This window comes from Azospirillum sp. UENF 112521 (assembly GCF_058780665.1).
This window is the reverse complement of record NZ_JBSNCI010000003.1, coordinates 433,898-451,146: the sequence shown is the minus strand read 5'-3', so window position 1 is coordinate 451,146 and position 17,249 is coordinate 433,898. Positions and strand designations below refer to the sequence as shown.

General features: G+C 65.5%; 19 protein-coding genes and 1 pseudogene. 15 read left to right on the top strand and 5 right to left on the bottom strand.

The window, feature by feature from the left end; all coding sequences use genetic code 11:
• Positions 1 to 4 precede the first annotated feature (4 nt).
• Positions 5 to 1,024 carry a LysR family transcriptional regulator gene (locus ACWPN8_RS17780; RefSeq protein ID WP_492241662.1) on the bottom strand — a complete coding sequence of 340 codons (1,020 nt, stop codon included), beginning with the start codon at positions 1,022 to 1,024 and terminating at the stop codon, positions 5 to 7.
• 50 nt (positions 1,025 to 1,074) lie between these two features.
• Here ACWPN8_RS17780 and ACWPN8_RS17775 point away from each other — a divergent pair, with 50 nt between their 5' ends.
• From ACWPN8_RS17775 to pqqA, 7 genes are all read left to right on the top strand, one after another.
• A complete protein-coding gene (locus ACWPN8_RS17775; protein ID WP_492241661.1) occupies positions 1,075 to 1,905 on the top strand; it encodes an SDR family NAD(P)-dependent oxidoreductase in 831 nt (276 codons plus the stop codon).
• Positions 1,906 to 2,123: 218 nt separating this feature from the next.
• Entirely contained in the window at positions 2,124 to 3,245 is a 1,122-nt protein-coding gene (locus tag ACWPN8_RS17770) for a type II asparaginase (RefSeq protein WP_492241660.1), read from the top strand.
• Positions 3,246 to 3,384: 139 nt separating this feature from the next.
• The gene (locus ACWPN8_RS17765) at positions 3,385 to 3,951 is read left to right on the top strand and encodes a histidine phosphatase family protein (RefSeq protein WP_109453179.1); all 567 of its coding nucleotides are present in this window, start codon (positions 3,385 to 3,387) and stop codon (positions 3,949 to 3,951) included.
• A 229-nt stretch (positions 3,952 to 4,180) separates the two neighbouring features.
• Positions 4,181 to 4,771 carry a DUF6655 family protein gene (locus tag ACWPN8_RS17760; protein WP_109450847.1) on the top strand — a complete coding sequence of 197 codons (591 nt, stop codon included), beginning with the start codon at positions 4,181 to 4,183 and terminating at the stop codon, positions 4,769 to 4,771.
• A 72-nt stretch (positions 4,772 to 4,843) separates the two neighbouring features.
• A complete protein-coding gene (locus tag ACWPN8_RS17755; RefSeq protein WP_158285435.1) occupies positions 4,844 to 4,996 on the top strand; it encodes a hypothetical protein in 153 nt (50 codons plus the stop codon).
• Between the two features lie 502 nt (positions 4,997 to 5,498).
• Positions 5,499 to 5,987 carry a formaldehyde-activating enzyme gene (gene fae, locus ACWPN8_RS17750; protein ID WP_282188139.1) on the top strand — a complete coding sequence of 163 codons (489 nt, stop codon included), beginning with the start codon at positions 5,499 to 5,501 and terminating at the stop codon, positions 5,985 to 5,987.
• A 421-nt stretch (positions 5,988 to 6,408) separates the two neighbouring features.
• Positions 6,409 to 6,489 carry a pyrroloquinoline quinone precursor peptide PqqA gene (pqqA, locus tag ACWPN8_RS17745; protein ID WP_085083035.1) on the top strand — a complete coding sequence of 27 codons (81 nt, stop codon included), beginning with the start codon at positions 6,409 to 6,411 and terminating at the stop codon, positions 6,487 to 6,489.
• Positions 6,490 to 6,535: 46 nt separating this feature from the next.
• Here pqqA and ACWPN8_RS17740 read toward each other — a convergent pair whose 3' ends face one another.
• Genes ACWPN8_RS17740 through ACWPN8_RS17730 form a run of 3 tightly spaced genes read right to left on the bottom strand, consistent with a single transcriptional unit; the run spans position 6,536 to position 9,386 of the window.
• The gene (locus tag ACWPN8_RS17740) at positions 6,536 to 7,372 is read right to left on the bottom strand and encodes a RibD family protein (RefSeq protein WP_492241659.1); all 837 of its coding nucleotides are present in this window, start codon (positions 7,370 to 7,372) and stop codon (positions 6,536 to 6,538) included.
• Entirely contained in the window at positions 7,369 to 8,277 is a 909-nt protein-coding gene (locus tag ACWPN8_RS17735) for a RimK family alpha-L-glutamate ligase (protein WP_492241658.1), read from the bottom strand. The genes ACWPN8_RS17740 and ACWPN8_RS17735 overlap by 4 nt, the downstream gene beginning before the upstream one ends.
• The gene (locus ACWPN8_RS17730; protein ID WP_492241657.1) at positions 8,274 to 9,386 is read right to left on the bottom strand and encodes an ATP-grasp domain-containing protein; all 1,113 of its coding nucleotides are present in this window, start codon (positions 9,384 to 9,386) and stop codon (positions 8,274 to 8,276) included. The genes ACWPN8_RS17735 and ACWPN8_RS17730 overlap by 4 nt, the downstream gene beginning before the upstream one ends.
• A 157-nt stretch (positions 9,387 to 9,543) precedes the next feature.
• Here ACWPN8_RS17730 and ACWPN8_RS17725 point away from each other — a divergent pair, with 157 nt between their 5' ends.
• From ACWPN8_RS17725 to ACWPN8_RS17705, 5 genes are all read left to right on the top strand, one after another.
• Positions 9,544 to 10,332 (top strand): ABC transporter ATP-binding protein, encoded by a 789-nt coding sequence (locus ACWPN8_RS17725; RefSeq protein WP_109450853.1) that lies wholly within the window; start codon positions 9,544 to 9,546, stop codon positions 10,330 to 10,332.
• Positions 10,329 to 11,144: an ABC transporter permease gene (locus ACWPN8_RS17720; RefSeq protein ID WP_109450854.1), complete on the top strand. Its 816-nt coding sequence runs from the start codon at positions 10,329 to 10,331 to the stop codon at positions 11,142 to 11,144. Before ACWPN8_RS17725 ends, ACWPN8_RS17720 begins: the two co-directional genes overlap by 4 nt.
• A gap of 413 nt (positions 11,145 to 11,557) precedes the next feature.
• On the top strand, positions 11,558 to 13,393 hold the full coding sequence (locus ACWPN8_RS17715; RefSeq protein WP_492241656.1) for a methanol/ethanol family PQQ-dependent dehydrogenase: 1,836 nt from the start codon (positions 11,558 to 11,560) through the stop codon (positions 13,391 to 13,393).
• Positions 13,394 to 13,466: 73 nt separating this feature from the next.
• Complete coding sequence (locus ACWPN8_RS17710; RefSeq protein ID WP_492241655.1) at positions 13,467 to 14,081, top strand: c-type cytochrome; 615 nt, start codon at positions 13,467 to 13,469, stop codon at positions 14,079 to 14,081.
• A gap of 7 nt (positions 14,082 to 14,088) precedes the next feature.
• Entirely contained in the window at positions 14,089 to 15,435 is a 1,347-nt protein-coding gene (locus ACWPN8_RS17705; protein WP_492241654.1) for a quinoprotein dehydrogenase-associated putative ABC transporter substrate-binding protein, read from the top strand.
• Positions 15,436 to 15,444: 9 nt separating this feature from the next.
• Here the strand turns inward: ACWPN8_RS17705 and ACWPN8_RS17700 are convergent, their stop codons facing one another.
• Positions 15,445 to 15,942, bottom strand: coding sequence for a hypothetical protein (locus ACWPN8_RS17700; RefSeq protein ID WP_492241653.1), 498 nt, complete (start codon positions 15,940 to 15,942; stop codon positions 15,445 to 15,447).
• A 207-nt stretch (positions 15,943 to 16,149) separates the two neighbouring features.
• Between ACWPN8_RS17700 and ACWPN8_RS17695 the strand changes: the two genes are divergently transcribed.
• From ACWPN8_RS17695 to ACWPN8_RS17685, 3 genes and pseudogenes are all read left to right on the top strand, one after another.
• Positions 16,150 to 16,647 (top strand): DUF3280 domain-containing protein, encoded by a 498-nt coding sequence (locus ACWPN8_RS17695; RefSeq protein WP_492241652.1) that lies wholly within the window; start codon positions 16,150 to 16,152, stop codon positions 16,645 to 16,647.
• Positions 16,648 to 16,671: 24 nt separating this feature from the next.
• On the top strand, positions 16,672 to 17,115 hold the full coding sequence (locus tag ACWPN8_RS17690; protein ID WP_492241651.1) for a dihydroneopterin aldolase: 444 nt from the start codon (positions 16,672 to 16,674) through the stop codon (positions 17,113 to 17,115).
• 37 nt (positions 17,116 to 17,152) lie between these two features.
• Positions 17,153 to 17,236, top strand: a pseudogene (locus ACWPN8_RS17685) ((5-formylfuran-3-yl)methyl phosphate synthase); the annotation flags it as partial.
• Positions 17,237 to 17,249: the final 13 nt, after the last annotated feature.

Below are 17,249 nucleotides of genomic sequence, written 5' to 3'. Positions count from 1 at the left end.
GGTTTCAAGGACGGCGACCATCTTCCTGCACCAAGTTGGCATCCACCTTGCCATCCGCCATCGACGCGGCGGTGCGAACCGCGTCGATGAAGGCCCGCAAGGCCGGGGGCATCTGCCTCTGGCGCGGATAGCACAGGAACCGGCCGGGAAAGGCGGCGGACCAATCCTCCAGCAGCGGAACCAGCTTCCCCGCAGCGATAGGACCGGCCACGGCATCCTCGACACAAAAGCCGATCCCGATTCCCCGGAGGGTCGCACGCAATGCCATGTCCTTGTCGTTGAAGATCAGCGGCCCCTCGACCGCGACCTCGAACCAGGACCCGTTTCCGAAGAACTCCCAGGCATAGGGCATCACATGGCCCGGCCAGCGCCAACGGATGCAACGATGGTCGACCAGATCGCGCGGATGTGCCGGGCTGCCATGGCGATCCAGATAGTCCGGCGACGCCACGGCGATCTGCCGCAGGTCCGGGCCGAGACGCACGGCGACCATGTCGCGGTCGATCACTTCGCCGATCCGGATGGCCGCATCGAAGCCACCGGCCACCAGATCCACCACGGCGTCATCCAGCGTGATGTCCAGCACCACATCCGGAAAGTCCCGTGCGAAGTCCACCAGCATCGGTTCGATGTAGCGTTCCGCCGCCGCGCGGAAACTGTGAACGCGCACGGTGCCGGCCGGACGCTCACGATATTGGCGCACCTGCCCGATGGCGTCGCCGAGTTCCGAGACGGCCGGCTGCACGCGCCGAAGCAGATTCTCGCCGGCATCGGTCAGCGCGACGCTGCGCGTGGTCCGGTTGAGCAGCCGCACCCCTACCCGCTCCTCGAACCCGCGCACCAGCTGGCTGAGCGCCGATGGGGAAACACCCAGCCGCTCCGCCGCCCGGCTGAAACTCAGCGTCTCGCCGACGGCGAGGAACGCGCGAAGCTGGTTGTAGTCGCTGCCGGAGAGCAAGGGGTCCATGGGCCGAAGAAAGCATTCTTCAGCCACGCTTACAAGTCTCATCAGAAATCCGGGCATTCTGTAATTCAGCGCTGGGACGTATCTCTGACTGCGAAAGGAGACTCTCCATGACCACATGGTTCATCACCGGCATCTCGCGCGGCCTTGGGCTGGCGCTCGCCAAGGCGGCCCTTGCGGAGGGCGACACCGTGATAGGCACCGTCCGCAGCGGCAGGCCGGACCTTCCCGCGGAACGTGGCACGCTGCATGTCCTCACCGTCGATCTCGCCGACGGCGAGGCGGCCGAGGCGGCGGTCGGTCAGGCCTTCGCTCTCGCCGGCCGCATCGAGGTGATCGTCAACAATGCGGGCTACGGCCTGCTGGGGGCGGTCGAGCAGGCCAGCGACGACGAGGTCGCCCGACTGTTCGCGGTCGACGTGTTCGCGCCCTTCCGCATCATCCGCGCCGCCCTGCCCCGCCTGCGCGCCCAGGGGGCCGGGCATATCGTCAACATCACCTCCATCGCCGGACGGGCACCCGGTGCCGCTTCCGGTCTCTATGCGGCGGCCAAGCACGCCTTGGAAGGATTGTCCTCCAGTCTCGCGCAGGAGGTCGGCCCGCTGGGCATCAAAGTGACGGCGGTGGCACCCGGCGCCTTTCGCACCGACTTCCTGTCCAGCCATTCGATCCGCAAGAGCAGGGCCGAAGACGTGGCCTATGCCGACAGCGTCGGACGCATGTCGTCGGCCTTCGACGGCATGGCCGGACGCCAGCTCGGCGATCCGGATCGCGCAGCACAGGCCATCCTGGCCGCCGTCCGTTCCGACACGCCGCCGCTCCATCTGCTGCTGGGGTCCGATGCGCTCAACCGCGCCCGGTCCAAGCTCGACGCCGTGATCGCGGAAATCGACGCCTGGGAAGCGGTGACCCGCAGCACCGACTTCACCGACCGGGGCTGAGGCGCGGGACGGGCCAAGGGACAGGCCAAGGGGCGGGAAGCTTTGCAAGGCCGGCAAACTCTCCCGCCCCCGGCGCCGACTCTCGAACAGGCATTCACATTCGGTCCGCAAACCGTTCATGACGCTGACTAAGGGCATTCAATGGAATTGCCGAGACTGCGCGCTCCCGCAGGCTGGCACGGGCCGGCCATAAAAAAACGCACTGGGAGAGGAACGCCGTGTTCAAGACCACCACCCGCACTGTGGGCCGCGCCATTGGCCGCAGCATGGGCCGCAAAGTGGCCGCCGCCGGACTTGCCGCGCTGCTGCTGAGCGGAACCGCGACCCATGCCGCCTTCGCCGATGACGGGCTGCCCAACGTCACCATCCTGGCGACCGGCGGCACCATCGCCGGCACCGGCGCCACCAGCACCACGACCGTCGGCTACACCGCAGCCAAGGTCGGCGTCGAGAAGCTGATCGAAGCGGTGCCGGAGTTGAAAAAGGTCGCCAACGTCAAGGGCGAGCAGGTCTTCCAGATCGCCAGCGAGAACATGACCAACGACCATTGGCTGAAGCTGGCCAAGCGGGTCAACGAACTGCTGGCGCAGAAGGACGTCGACGGCATCGTCATCACCCATGGCACCGACACCATCGAGGAAACCGCCTATTTCCTGAATTTGACGGTCAAGAGCACCAAGCCGGTGGTGATCGTCGGCGCCATGCGGCCGTCCACCGCCATCAGCGCGGACGGCCCGGTCAACCTCTACAACGCGGTGACGCTGGCCGGCTCCAAGGATGCCGTCGGCAAGGGCGTGCTGGTCTCGCTCAACGACCAGATCAACGCCGGCCGCGACGTGACCAAGACCAACACCTCGACCGCCGACACCTTCCGCACGCCGGAACTGGGCTTCCTCGGCTACATGCAGGACAACAAGGCGCACTTCTACCGGCAGGTCGTGCGCAAGCACACCGCCGAGGCGGAGTTCGACATCTCCAATCTCGACAGCCTTCCGCAGGTCGACATCGTCTATGGCTATGCCAACAACAACCGCACGGCACTCGACGCCTTGGTGAAGGCGGGGGCCAAGGGCATCGTCCATGCCGGCGTCGGTGACGGCAGCCTGTCCAACGCGATGAAGCCCGGCCTGATCGATGCCCGCAAGCAGGGGGTAGCGATCGTTCGCTCGTCCCGCGTCGGCAACGGCATCGTCGCGCGCAACGGCGAGGCCAACGACGACGAGCTGGATTTCGTCGCCAGCGACACCCTCAACCCGCAGAAGGCGCGCATCCTGCTGATGCTGGCTCTGACCAGGACGACCGACAGCAAGGCCATCCAGAAGATGTTCTACACCTACTGAGCCGGGACATGCAGACAGGGGCCGTCCGGCACTCTCCGGCGGCTCCCCTCCCGTGGCAAAGAATTCTGTCGGCAACAAGCACCCCGCATCGGGCGTTGAGCAGGAGGAAGCGGAAGCCGCACCACCGAGGGAGATGCCGATGCCTGCACCATGCCGCCGCAGCCTGATTGCCCTGTCCGCCGCGGCATTGCTTGCCGCCCTGGCCGGTGTATCTCCCGTCGCGGCACAGGACACGGCCGGCCTCATCGTGCTGATGCGCCATGCGGACGCACCCGGAACCGGCGATCCGGCCGGATTCACGCTGGACGACTGTGCGACCCAACGCAATCTCAGCGAGGATGGCCGCGCCCAGGCGGCGCGGATCGGCGGGCGGCTGCGGCAACTCGGCATCGACCAGGCGCGCGTGCTGTCCAGCCAATGGTGTCGCTGCCTGGAAACCGCCCGCCTGCTGGATCTCGGCGCGGTGAAGGAATTGCCGGTCCTCAACTCCTTCTTCGGCCAGCAGGACGAGGAGAAGGACAGGATCACCCAACTGCGCCAGTTCCTGGCCGATCTGCCGCGCGACGGCAAGCCGGTCGTGCTGGTCACCCATCAGGTCACCGTCACCGCCCTGACCGGCATCTTCCCGGCTTCGGGCGAAGCGGTGCTGCTGCGGGCGAACGGCACCCCCAACCCGGAGCAGGTGGACCGGTTGACCGTCCCCTGATCCGTGCGATCGGGGTGGGTGGTACCGCCCTTCGCGGCGGAGCTGGACATCTGCGCCGTTGACCGGACACCCGTCGTCGGTCTGGATAGGCCGCCCAACGCGGCTGATCGCCGGAAAGATGCCAGGAAAAGGACTGATGTTCGGTGGGCGAACCAAATATTCTTGCAATTCAGAACCGACCCATGATGGCGCATGGCGCCGGCTTTACCGGATCAGGCGGCTGCTTCTATTGAGCATCGTCGGGTTTGGACTGGCCGGCTGCTCGACGTCCCACGTCACCACCCCTGCCCGCTCCGCCACCGAACAGCTGCTGATTTCCACCGCGGCCGATCAGGCCGCCGAGCGCCTGGCCGGCAAGCTGGCGGTGCAGGGAAGCATCTATGTCGATTCCGCCGGTGTCGAAGGCTACGACACCAAATACGCCGTCTCGGCCGTGCGCGACGCGCTGCTGCGCCACGGCGCCGCCATGGCCGAGAACCGCGACAAGGCGGCCACCATCGTGGAGTTGCGGGTCGGCGCCCTGTCGGTGGACAGCGAAAGCTCGCTGCTCGGCATTCCCAGCATCGACATTCCGATGCCGGTCGGCGGCAGTTCTTCCACGCCGGAGATTTCTCTGTTCAAGAAGGAGCTGACCCAGGGCGTTGCCAAGATCGCCGCCACCGCCTACGACAGGAATTCCGGTACTCTGGTGTCCTCCAGCGGGCCGCAATACGGCTTCTCCAACCGGGCGGAATGGGTGCTGTTGTTGATGCTGAGCTGGGACACCAACGACCTGCTGCCGCCCGACACCCGGCCCGACCCGAAACCCTGGGACAACTGAACGCCTCGAAAAGCCGTAGCGTTGTCAATGTCGGTGAAATTCCCTTGGCTTGATGGCTGAAGGGAGCGTGGTATGGGCGGACAATCCGGTCCGTTCGATCTTCAGGAGCGCCACGCGGAACTGAGCAAGAGCGGGGATCCGCTGGGGCGTCTGTTGGCGGTGGTGGACTTCGAGCTTTTCCATCCGACGGTGGAGGTGGCGCCGGTGACGGCGGGTGCAATGTAAGGACCGCATATTTCCGCATTTTCAGCGAAAATCGGAGGTTTTTCCTCCAAAAACGCCGATTCTCCGTGCGCGCGGCCCTCTCCGGCCCTTTCGTCGCCCTCTAAGCGCGTGCAGTGGTGGTTTATTAAGGTATTCGACCGGCAAGCAGGACAGCCAGCAACAGGAACCAGTCCCGGTTTCCCGACGGACCTGCAACCGCCGCCTTCCCGAAGATGGGGTAGAGTTACCCGGAAGGCCGCGCCATTCCGGTCCTTACGCGGTGAAAGCGACGGCTGCGGTTGCGATTTCAAGTTACTCCGGACCTCTTTTGAGAGTTTGTTGGCAAAACAAACAAGATGCCATAATGCGGGCCGTGACCGACGCCGTGGCCGCAGCTATCCGGCCATCAATCATGCTGGAACGACATGCCCGCATGACCGCGACGGTCCTCCAATGATTTCAAAATCCATGGGAGAAAGCGGCGATGGGCATGTGGCAGGGGTCATCCCCGAAAATCAATCGCGTGCTGGTGGGCGAATCACTGGTCGGCGACGGCAACGAGGTCGCCCACATCGATCTGATCATGGGGCCGCGCGGCAGTGCGGCGGAAACCGCCTTCTGCAACGCGCTGACCAACAACAAGGATGGCTTCACCAGCCTTCTGGCGGTCATCGCCCCCAACCTGCAATGCAAGCCTTCCACCATCCTGTTCAACAAGGTCACGATCAAGGGGGCGGAACAGGCGGTGCAGATGTTCGGGCCGGCCCAGCATGGCGTCGCCAAGGCGGTGGCCGATTGTGTCGCCGCCGGCACCATCCCGCAGGATGAGATCGACAACATCTTCATCTGCGTCGGCGTCTTCATCCATTGGGAAGCCAAGGACAACGCCAAGATCCAGGACTACAACTACCGCGCCACCAAGGAAGCCATCGAACGCGCAGTGGCCGGCTATCCAACCCTCAAGGATTTGTTGAACCAGAAGGATTCGGCCAAGCATCCCTTCGCCGCCTGACGCCGGTTCCGGTGGCGTCCTGCCGGATGGCGGTGTCCGGATCACCGTCATCGGGCACGCCACCGGCCGCGTCCGGACCAGCGCGATAGGACCGGATACCGTCCATGCGCCGAACATCTCTTTGCCCGCAAATGGAGGAGAACAACACCTCCGATCATTGCTGGCACTTCATTTATATTTTTAACGAAATAATGTTTATTTTCAATTTTGCAGAAACTCAATGGGCGCCGCATAGATTTTTCTAATTCCAACACCAGGATTCACCCACAATTATTGCTGCATCGCAAAAAAATCTGGTACTTAAATTATTCCAGGACTATCCATTGGGATGATGGTCGACTTGCCGACTCACGGGTACAATTCCCCGGTGGGCTCCCGCGGCAATGTTGCCTGATCGCCCATTCCAGCGGAGGATGCGGACATGAAGACCTGGCGCAAGCCGACGATTGTCGAGATTTCGGTCGGCACCGAAATCAATGCCTACGCCTGCGCCGGTTTGTAACCGGCAAAGGTGATCCATCCCTCGAACATCCTTGCACGTCTTCAACTCAGGCCGGCAGCGGCTCGAAATGGGCGAAGAACTGCCCCGTATCGTCCGGCGTGCCCGCATCGTAGTGCAGCGCGCAGAGCCGCAGCCGGCCGGCATTCCCCAACTCCGGTCCCGACAGCATGGTATGGAAGCTCTCTCCACCGAGCAGGCGATGCGCAGTGGTGAGGTAAAGCCGTGAAAGCACCCGATCACGCAGCATGGTGTCGAGCATCCGCGGCCCCGTCAGCAGATAGATGCTGCGCAGCCCCCGGCTGCCGAGTTCGCGGACCAGAGCCCCACCCTCCACCAACGTGCCGGCACCGGCGACCAGCACCTCATAGCTGGCGCGCCGCCAGTGCGCGACCCGCTCGGGCGAAGCGCCTGCACCGGTGGCGACGATCACACGCTGACCATGCCTTGCAGGCGAGACCGGCATCGGGAAGTCCAGGCTGGCGCTGGCGATGACCACGGCAGGCTGGGGTGAAAGGCCGTTGTCTGCCCGCCACTGCGCCAGATCCCGCATGGCCGCCTGTCTGCCGATTTGCAGCACGTCGTCCAGTCGCCCTGCCGCAAGGTCGCGCAGGTAGCCGCCATGGGTGACCAGACAGTCCGCCTGCGCCTGAAGTTCGAGGAACAGCCGGAAGTCGTTGCCGCTGACCAGCCCGGCCGGCAGCAGGATTTCCCCGGTGGCGGGGTCGCGCAAGGCGATGCGCCCGTCCAGGCTGGCGACGAAGCTGGCATAGACTAACGGCGCGCCGGCACTCCCCTGCTCATGAAGGCGGTGGGCGAGATAGGCGCCGGACAGCGCGATGTCCTCAGGCGCCCCGGGATAGAGGCGCAGCAGGCGGGCGGTCATCGCGGTTCCCTCGATGCAACGGCATCGACCCGGCCCAGGAAATCGGCGGCCAGCGCATCGGCGATGTCGGTCTTGCTGACCGATTGCAGCCCCTGCCATGCCGGCATCGAATTGACCTCCAGCACTAGCCAGCGGTCGCCGTCTCCAGGATTGGCGATCAGGTCGACACCGGCATAATCCGCCCCCACGGCGGCGGCGGCGCGGACCGCCAGATCGGCGGCCGTGCCGTCCGGTGCCATAGCCTCGCAGCGGGCACCCTGATGCACATTGGTGATCCAGCCGCGGCCATGGCGGATCATCGCTGCCACCGCACGCCCTCCCACGACGAAAACTCGGCAATCGCGCCACTCGCCCTCCCGGCGCGGCGGCACGAAGGACTGAAGATAATAGACGCCGGCCACCGCCTCGGACTCCGGCACGTCGTCTGGGGTGGACAGGCGGCGCAGGCCACGTCCCTGGGCGCCGAACAGCGGCTTCAGCACGCAGTCCGGCGTGTTCTCCACCACGGCACGCGCGGTATTGACGGATTGAACGGCGACGGAGGGAGGCGTCGGCAGGCCGGACCGGGCCAGCAGGAAACTGGTGGTGCTCTTGTCCACACAGCGCTCGATGGCGCGGGCGGTGTTGTAGACTGGAACGCCCAGCCGGTCGAGCGCGTGAAGCACCCCTAAGCGCAGCGTGACCTGTTCGAAGCTGCCGTGACCGACCACCCTCACGAAAGCACCGGAGGGCAGGCTGTCGCCGAAACCCGGCAGCAGAAGATCGGTCAGTGTCCGTCCGACGGCGAAGCCGCAGGCGCTCAACGAAACGCGCCGGCATTCGACACCGCGGCGCGCGAATGCCCGCTCCAGGCGTGCGGCGTGCCAATCGGCTCCGTCGGTGAACAAGGCGACTGCGCCGCTCATGCCGCCTCCATCATGGTGAAGAGCGGGCACAGCGTCCGGCCATACCGGCCGGCAAGGCGCCGGGCCCCCAATACGTCGTCTGCGTCGGCAAGCACGGTGCAAAGCGGCGCTCCGGTCGGGACAAGCGCTGGCGTTTGCGGCCGGTCGGCTGTCCAGTCCGGCCAGCGCAAGCCCTCCGGCAAATGGACCGGAGCCGTGGCGTAGACGATCATGGCGGCGCGGCAGCCGGCAAGCGGTGGCAATGCGGCCGGCAGTTGCCCGGCGCAGGCCGCCAGATGCAGGCCGAACAGGCTGGGCATCGGCGGACGGTCGAACAGGTCGAGCGTCGCTCCCGGCCGCGGGTTTATTTCCAGCAGGCACCATCCGGCCGACCCAACCAGGAAATCGGCGCTGTTCAGCCCGACCAGCCCAACCGCTTCGGCGATCGTCGCCGCCGCATCGATCATCGCCGCGTCCATCCTTCCGCAAGGCGGCAACGGGCCGACCGCCCCGCCGTAACGGTAGGGCTGCCTGGGTGCCGGTGCCACCCATTGCCGGCTGAAGCCCACCGGCAGGATGCGACGGCCGTCGGCCAGGAACAGCAGGGACACCGGACGCCCGTCCATGCGGCGCTGGGCATAATGGCCGGCCGGCAGTCTGGAGGCCCGCCGGATGTGGCCGCCACCGCTGGCGCCGACGCGCTTAACCAGCCAACCGTTGCTGTCCGGCAGAGACAGCGAGACCTCCGGATGCGGAATGCCGAAACGGGCGAGCAGGGCTGCGAAAGCGAGAGGATCCTTCACCTGCGCCACCGCGTCCGCCCGGTTGCCGATCACCGGCCGGGCGCGGGCAAGCGCCGCCAGAAGATCGGGTTGTTCCTCGAACCCGGTGCCATAGACCAGCGGCAGCCCGTGCAAATCGGGCGAGGCCAGCGCCCGCCGCAATGCGCCGGCGGAAATGCGCAGCCGACGCGACGGCAGGGTCAGGCAGGGGCTGGCCTTGGCAGCCGTATCCGCATCGGCGAACTGATCGATGGCGGAGACGCTGCGCCCGCCGCGGCAGGCGCTGGCCGCCAGCGCCCGTGCCGACAGCGCTACCACGACGAATTCCGGAATTGCCGTCGGGGTCAAGCTCCACCCCCTCGGAAAAGCATCTTGAACAATCGTTTGCAATGCCAACAATCATGCGCGACCGCTCTCTTTGCAATGACCCTTCCGAAGCATGGCGACCGCCGCCCACCGGATTCGACTCCGGCATCGAACAGGGGCGTGTCCCGGGGAAGACAGGATGTACGAAGCCGCGATCCCTGCAGAGCCTCCGCCGATTCCTGCGATCCATGGCCCTCCCGCCCTGGCGGTGGAGGAATTGAGCCACAGTTTCGGCAAGCGCATGGCGCTGGACCGCGTGTCCTTCGCCGTGGCGCCCGGTGGCTTCACCATGCTGCTGGGCCTGAACGGGGCGGGAAAGACCACGCTGTTCTCGCTGATCACCCGGCTCTATTCCAACCGGACCGGCGCCATCCGCATCTTCGGCTTCGACCTGCGGCGGCAGCCGACCCGTGCGCTGGAGCGGATCGGCGTGGTGTTCCAGCAGCCGACACTCGACCTCGATCTCACCGTCCGGCAGAACCTGCGCTATCACGGCGGCCTGCATGGAATGTCGCCCTCCGACTGCGAAGCCCGAGCGCGGGAGGAACTGGCGCGCATCGGCCTTGCCGACCGCGGCGACGACAAGGTCCGCGCCCTGTCCGGCGGTCAGCGAAGGCGGGTGGAGATCGCCCGTGCGCTGCTGCACCGGCCGAGCCTGCTGCTGCTCGACGAACCGACGGTCGGTCTGGATGCGGACTCGCGCCGCCACATTCTGACCCATGTCCGCGCGCTGTGCCGGGAACAGGGCGTGGCTGTCCTGTGGGCCACCCATTTGATGGACGAGGCGGCCGACGAGGATTCCGTCGTCGTGCTGCACCAGGGTCGGCTGCGCGCCTGCGGCACGGTGCGGGCGGTCTGCACCGAAACCTCCACCGCCGGCCTGCCCGCCGCTTTCGCCGCCCTGACCACAGGGGAGGGCCGGCCATGAGCGCCACAACCTACTGGTACTGCCTGCGCAGCATCATCGTGCGCGAAGGCCTGCGTTTCCTGCACCAGCGCGAGCGCTTCTTCGCCGCCCTGGTCCGGCCGCTGGTCTGGCTGGCGATCTTTGCCGTCGGCTTCCGGGCCGTGCTGGGCGTGTCGATCATCCCGCCTTATGAAACATACATCCTCTATGACGAGTATGTGGTGCCGGGGCTGGTCGCGATGATCCAGCTGTTCAACGGCATGCAGAACTCGCTGTCGATGGTCTATGACCGTGAGATGGGCAGCATGCGGACGCTGTTGGTCAGTCCCCTGCCACGCTGGTACCTGCTGGTCGCCAAGCTGCTGGCGGGTGTCGCGGTGTCGATTGCCCAGGTCTATGTGTTTCTCGGCATCGCATGGCTGTGGGGGGTGGAACCGCCGCCGCTGGGCTATCTCGCGGCCTTGCCGGCGCTGCTGCTCAGCGGGCTGATGCTGGGTGCGCTCGGCCTGCTGCTGTCGTCCTTCGTCCGGCAGCTGGAGAATTTTGCCGGGGTGATGAACTTCGTGATCTTCCCGATGTTCTTCGCCTCTTCCGCCCTCTATCCGCTCTGGCGGATCAGGGAAGGCAGCCCGGCACTCTACCAGATCGCCGCCTGGAACCCCTTCACCCAGGCGGTGGAGCTGATCCGCTTCAGCCTGTATCTCCGAGTTGATGTCGGTGCCCTGCTGTGGGTAGCCGGCTGTCTCGCATTGTTCCTTGGTGCAGCGGTCCTTGCCTACGATCCAGGGCGCGGTTTCTGGGCACGGCGGGGTGGCCCCGCCGCAGAGGCCTGAGATCGGGAGCGTCAGCTTCGGCACTCCTGATCTTCCGGATTACCTATTCAGCCCCTTCCTACCCGTTATTCCGCCTCTTTAGAAAACTTTAGAACGGTGACGGAAAATAATCTTCACAGCCTATCTTTATTTGATCAAACTGATTGTCAGTATCGCCAACATAGTGCGGGGCAGTTTAGAACCCCGCCAACGGTCGTGTCCCGGCATTTAGGACCGGCACGCCTGCGATGCCAAAACAGTTCGAAATCTGAGCGCCGGTAAGCGAACCGCCCGACGTCTCTCAGTTCGACGTCACGCGTCCATCGTCGAGGGAGAACGCCCTCTCTGAAGATCGCCTTTCACGGAAGCCGCCGCCTGCCGCCGCACGAGTTTCTGGGACCACGGACGACCGCCGAAAAAACGGGAGGAAACACATGAACCCCTTTGTGCGCTGTCTGCTCGTCACCGCCGCGATCCAGGCGGCCACCGCCGCCATTCCCACCGGTGCTTTCGCCAACGATGACATTCTGAAGAACCAGAAAGACCCGTCCAACTGGGCATTGCAGCTCGGAAATTATGCCGGCCAGCGTTACAGCACGCTCGACCAGATCACCCGCGACAACGTGAAAAACCTGCGCCCGGTGTGGCAGTTCTCCACCGGCGTGCTTCGCGGCCACGAAGGCGGTCCCATCGTGGTGGGCGACACGATGTACATCTCGACGCCCTTCCCCAACAACGTCTATGCGCTCGATCTCAACGACAACGGCCGCATCAAGTGGAAGTATGAGCCGAGACAGGATTCGTCCGTCATCCCCGTGATGTGCTGCGACACCGTCACCCGCGGTGTTGCGGTCGCCGGCAACAAGCTGTTCCTGGGTCAGGCCGACAACACCCTGGTGGCGCTGGACACCGAAACCGGCAAGGTGCTGTGGTCGGCCAAGAACGGCGACGCCAGCAAGGGCGAGACGCTGACCGCCGCCCCGCTGGTGGTGAAGGACAAGGTCTATGTCGGCATCAGCGGCGGCGAGTTCGGCGTGCGCGGCCACCTGACCGCTTACGACATCAACTCCGGCAAGATGGTGTGGCGGGCCTATTCGACCGGCCCCGACAAGGACGTGATGATCGACCCGCAGAAGACGATGATGCTCGGCAAGCCGATCGGCGAGCCCGACCTCGGCATCAAAACCTGGCCGGCGGATCAGTGGAAGATCGGCGGCGGCACCACCTGGGGCTGGTACACCTACGATCCCGACCTGAACCTGATCTATTACGGCACCGGCAACCCGGGCACCTGGAACCCGGCGCAGCGCGCGGTCGACAAGGACCGGGCCAAGAGCGACAACAAATGGTCAATGACCATCTTCGCCCGCGATGCCGACACCGGACAGGCGAAATGGGTGTTCCAGAAGACGCCCTTCGACGAATGGGACTATGACGGCGTCAACGAGAACATCCTGGCCGACGTCACCGTCGGCGGGACCAAGCGCAAGGCGCTGATCAATTTCGACCGCAACGGCTTCGCCTATACCATCGACCGCACCAACGGCGAATTGCTGGTCGCACAGAAATACGATCCGTCCGTCAACTGGGCGAGCGAGATCGACATGAAGACCGGCCGGCCGAAGGTGAACGACAAGTACAGCACCTTCGCTCAGGGCGAGGATCACAACACCACCGGCGTCTGCCCGGCGGCGCTGGGCTCCAAGGACCAGCAGCCGGCCAGCTACTCGCCCGACAGCGGCCTGATCTATGTGCCGACCAATCACATCTGCATGGATTACGAGCCGTTCAAGGTGGAGTATTCCGCCGGCCAGCCCTATGTCGGCGCGACGCTCAGCATGTATCCGGCACCCGATTCCCATGGCGGCATGGGCAACTTCATCGCCTGGGATCCGTCCGCCGGCAAGATCGTCTGGTCGAAGCCCGAACGCTTCGCGGTGTGGAGCGGTGCCCTGTCGACCAAGGGCGGCGTCGGTTTCTATGGGACGCTGGAAGGCTATCTGAAGGCGTTCGACCTGAAGGACGGCAAGGACCTGTACAACTTCAAGACCTCGTCCGGCATCATCGGCAACGTCAACACCTACATGCACAAGGGCAAGCAATACATCGCCGTGCTGTCGGGTGTCGGCGGCTGGGCCGGCATCGGGCTGGCCGCCGGGCTGACCGGCGAGCAGGAAGGGCTGGGTGCGGTCGGCGCACACAAGGCGCTGGGCGAATACACCCAGTTGGGCGGCACGCTGACCGTCTTCGCTTTGCCGGACACTCAGTAAAGAACAAGCGTGCGCCGGTTCCCAAGGCTGGGGGCCGGCGCACGCACAATTTCCAGGCTGATGGCGCCTACGCATGAAGGCAGTGGGGAGAGAAAGCAAGATGCCCAAATACCTGATCGGGCTGTGCGCCGCCGTCGGGTTCACCGCAACCGTGACCCTCGGCACCGCATTCGGCCAGCAGGATGCAGCACAGAAACCGGAGCAGAGCCCAACACCGCCGAACCAGACGCAAACCGCTCAAACTCCGGCTACGCAAAGTCCAACCACCCAGGCTCCAACCGGCGGGAACGCAGCGCAGGAAGCGAAGGTCGCCGACCCGGAGGAACTGGTGGATGACCAGGGTGTGCCGCTCTATGCGGTGCGGGACGGAAAGGTGGACCAAGGGACCTACAACGGCTATCGGCGCTATGCCTCGTCCTGCCATGTCTGCCACGGGCCGGATGGGCTCGGTTCGTCCTTCGCGCCGGCGCTGGCCGATTCACTGAAGCGGATGGACTATTGGCAATTCACCGACGTGGTGACCAATGGCCGCAAGAACATGGGCGCCACCGGCGACAAGGTGATGCCGACCTTCGGGTCCGACCCCAACGTGATGCTCAACCTCGCCGACATCTACCGCTATCTGAAGGCGCGTTCGGACGACAAGATCGGCCGCGGACGGCCCGAGCGGTTCAAGGCGCCGTCGTGAGTCCGGCATGACCCGCCGGCTCTCCTTTTCCAGGCGTGTCCTGTATCTGGCCGTCGCGCTCTGCGCGGCGGCTGCGTCCAATGGCCAAACCGCCGCCAGTGCGACAGAGGGCATCCCCACCGAGGTGCTGCGCGTCTGCGCCGACGCCAGCCTGCTTCCCTTCTCCAACGATCGTCGCGAAGGCTTCGAGAACCGGATCGCCCAGCTGATCGCCGACGATCTGAAAGTGCCGCTCACCTTTACATGGTGGCCGCAGACCATCGGCTTCGTCCGCAACACGCTGCGCACCCGTCAATGCGATCTGGTGATGGGCACCGCGGTCGGTGAAGAGCTGATGCAGAACACCAATCCCTATTACCGGTCGACCTATGCGCTGATCTATCGGAAGGATTCCGGAATCACGGCGAAGAATCTGGCCGATCCGTCGCTGCAGGGTGCACGCATCGGCGTTGTCGCCCGCACGCCGCCCTCGGCGGTGATGCTGCGCCATGGGTTGATCAACATGGAGCCCTACCAGCTCGACACCGACACGCGCGCCCACCATCCGGCCCAGCAGGCGGTGGAGGACGTGGCGGCGGCACGCACTGATGCCGCCATTGTCTGGGGGCCGATTGCCGGCTATTTCGCCGCCCGGCAACAGGTGCCGCTGGCAATCGTGCCGCTGATGGACGAGCAGGGGGCTTCACCCTTTCAATACATGATCTCCATGGGTATCCGTCCGGACGAACCGGACTGGCGGCACTGGCTAAACGATTTCATCGTCCGTCGTCAGGGCGACATCGACCGTATCCTCGCCGAATACCATGTCCCGCTGGTCAATGCCGATGGAACCATCCGGGCAGAGGTGGCGGAGCCGGACAGCTATCGGATGGCCGATTACCGCTCCCCCACCCCGCTCGGCCTGCGCGGTGCCGAAACGGTGGGAGCGGTGGAGGTGGAACGGCTGGCGAAGGCCGGCGCCGTCCTGGTCGACGTGCTCCCGACGCCACCGAAACCGGCGGGTCTGGCGGCGGACAGCCGTTGGGTGCCGCCGCCGCATCGCAGCCTTCCCGGCGCCCATTGGCTGCCGAATGTCGGCTACGGTGCGCCGTCGGACGAACAGGAAGCCTATTTCCGCACCGGCCTGGAGGCCCTGACCGCAGGTGACCGCAAGCGTCCGCTGGTGGTGTTCTGCCAGCCCGACTGCTGGATGAGTTGGAATGCGGCCAAGCGCGCGGTCGCCCTGGGCTATCAGGCGGTCAAATGGTTCCCGGCCGGGACCGAAGGCTGGACGGCGGCGGGACACGAACTGGTCACGGTCGAACCGGAACCGAACCCTATATCCTCAAACTCAGCATCTAAGGTTGCAAATTGAGTGCTCCGCTCAGGACAGCAACGCCGTCAGCATCCGGGCGATCTGGCCGAGCCGCTGCTCGATCCGTGCCGGCTGCTCGCACACCGCGGTCTGCGACCGGCGGCGATCGTCGAGGATGCGGCGGTCCCAGGCAATAGCGTCCTTGATCTCCTTCGCGCGGGCCGCGTCGCCCGATGCGGCGTCGAGGTCGCGCAGGCTGGCGGCGATGCGGTCGCGCAAGGCCCGCTGGTGCTGGGCGTACCGCTCGATGGAGGCGATGGCGGCGGTGCGCTGACGATCCAGCGTCTGGAAGGTTCCGGCGAACACCAGGGCGAGCCTGCGGTCATGCTCCTGTTCAGCGCCCTGCTTAACCGGCCCCGCCAGCGTCTCGGCCTGCGCTTTCAGCGTCGCGGGATCGACGCTGTCGTCGGCGGCGCGCCGGACCAGGGTGGCGACCGCAGGGTCTCGTTGCCACTCGTCCATCAGGCCGTCGAGCGACGGGCCATCCCAGACCGAAGCCGGGGACAAGCTGGGAACAAGGATTTGCTGGCAGGGCCAGTCTGGGTTCTTCGGGTCCTGCGCAATGGCTGCAGCGGGCAATCCAGCGCCCACGGCGATGGCCAGAGCCGCGGCGAAGGCGGGTCCGAGGACGGAGGAATATCGTTGCATGGCAGGAATGATGGATCCGCCAACGATCCGGCGCAATCGGAACCGCTGCGCAAAAGGAGAAGCCCGATGGATCATGTGGGGAGGTGGGCCGCAGCCGCTATCATCGCCGGTGCGATGGTCACCTTTCCGGCATCGGCACGGACGCTGGTGTTGGATCTCGAACTGGAGGACAGCAGCGGCGAAGCCCCGTCCGCGGAGCATGCGGAGCGGTTGAAGCGGGTCAGCGCGGAATTGCGCCGTGCCCTCGATGCCAAGGGGTATGACGTGATCGGCGATGCGGCCACCGCAGGACTGGTCCCGCCGGGAACGGCGATCCGGTCCTGCAACGGCTGCGAGCGCGACATCGCGCGGGCGGCCGGGGCCGATCTGGTCGTTTTCGGCATCGTCCGCAAGGTCAGCAGCCTGATCCTGTGGATCGGCGTGGTCGTCGAAGACGTCGGCACCGGCCAAGCGGTGACAACGGCGCGCGGCGACATCCGCGGCGACACCGAGACCGCTTGGTCGCGCGGCGTCGGCTGGCTGGTCGATCATCGGCTGGCGGAGTATGCGCCGCAAAAGCGGTAAGCGGGCGGCGGGGAGGACCGAGGAATGCCGGACGAGTCTCAAAGCGGCTACAGCAGCATCATGAATGTTTTGCGACCGCCGCCGCCGCACACGGCGACCCTCATGCGCCGCTACGATCTGGTGCTGCGCGACTACGTCGGCGATTTCCGCATCGGCGTCTGGGACCATGAGAAGACCCGGACCCAGCGCGTGCGGGTCAGCCTGACCGTCACGGTGGAGGTGCCGAACCGGCCCTTCGTCGACGATCTCGACGCAGTCGTCTCCTACGAATACCTGATCAAGGGTGTCGAAGCCTTCACGCAAAGCCCGCACATCCAACTGCTGGAGGTGCTGGCGGAGAAACTGCTGGCACTGTGCCTGTCGCCGCCGCAGGCGGTCTTCGCCCGGGTGCAGGTGGAAAAGCTGGAGATCGTGCCGCAGGCCGCCGGGGTGGGCGTGGTGCTGACCGGCGCACGGGAGCAGCCGTGATGGCCCATCTTGCCGCACACCGCGCGAAGGAGGAGTCATGACCGGATGGCTGGCCAGCGTCGCCGATGCGGCGGAAATCGCCCTGATCCTGCCGGCGGCACCGGACATTCTGGACCTGAAGGATCCTGGTGCGG

What these genes read in the sequence shown, in the direction of transcription:
- ACWPN8_RS17690 (WP_492241651.1), top strand. Translation starts at nt 16,672, where the DNA reads ATGCCGGACGAGTCTCAAAGCGGCTACAGCAGCATCATGAATGTTTTG.
- ACWPN8_RS17755 (WP_158285435.1), top strand. Translation starts at nt 4,844, where the DNA reads ATGGGCGGACAATCCGGTCCGTTCGATCTTCAGGAGCGCCACGCGGAA.
- ACWPN8_RS17715 (WP_492241656.1), top strand. Translation starts at nt 11,558, where the DNA reads ATGAACCCCTTTGTGCGCTGTCTGCTCGTCACCGCCGCGATCCAGGCG.
- ACWPN8_RS17780 (WP_492241662.1), bottom strand. Translation starts at nt 1,024, where the DNA reads ATGCCCGGATTTCTGATGAGACTTGTAAGCGTGGCTGAAGAATGCTTT.
- ACWPN8_RS17775 (WP_492241661.1), top strand. Translation starts at nt 1,075, where the DNA reads ATGACCACATGGTTCATCACCGGCATCTCGCGCGGCCTTGGGCTGGCG.
- ACWPN8_RS17740 (WP_492241659.1), bottom strand. Translation starts at nt 7,372, where the DNA reads ATGACCGCCCGCCTGCTGCGCCTCTATCCCGGGGCGCCTGAGGACATC.
- pqqA (WP_085083035.1), top strand. Translation starts at nt 6,409, where the DNA reads ATGAAGACCTGGCGCAAGCCGACGATTGTCGAGATTTCGGTCGGCACC.
- ACWPN8_RS17720 (WP_109450854.1), top strand. Translation starts at nt 10,329, where the DNA reads ATGAGCGCCACAACCTACTGGTACTGCCTGCGCAGCATCATCGTGCGC.
- ACWPN8_RS17710 (WP_492241655.1), top strand. Translation starts at nt 13,467, where the DNA reads ATGAAGGCAGTGGGGAGAGAAAGCAAGATGCCCAAATACCTGATCGGG.
- ACWPN8_RS17765 (WP_109453179.1), top strand. Translation starts at nt 3,385, where the DNA reads ATGCCTGCACCATGCCGCCGCAGCCTGATTGCCCTGTCCGCCGCGGCA.
- ACWPN8_RS17695 (WP_492241652.1), top strand. Translation starts at nt 16,150, where the DNA reads ATGGATCATGTGGGGAGGTGGGCCGCAGCCGCTATCATCGCCGGTGCG.
- ACWPN8_RS17725 (WP_109450853.1), top strand. Translation starts at nt 9,544, where the DNA reads ATGTACGAAGCCGCGATCCCTGCAGAGCCTCCGCCGATTCCTGCGATC.
- ACWPN8_RS17705 (WP_492241654.1), top strand. Translation starts at nt 14,089, where the DNA reads ATGACCCGCCGGCTCTCCTTTTCCAGGCGTGTCCTGTATCTGGCCGTC.
- ACWPN8_RS17735 (WP_492241658.1), bottom strand. Translation starts at nt 8,277, where the DNA reads ATGAGCGGCGCAGTCGCCTTGTTCACCGACGGAGCCGATTGGCACGCC.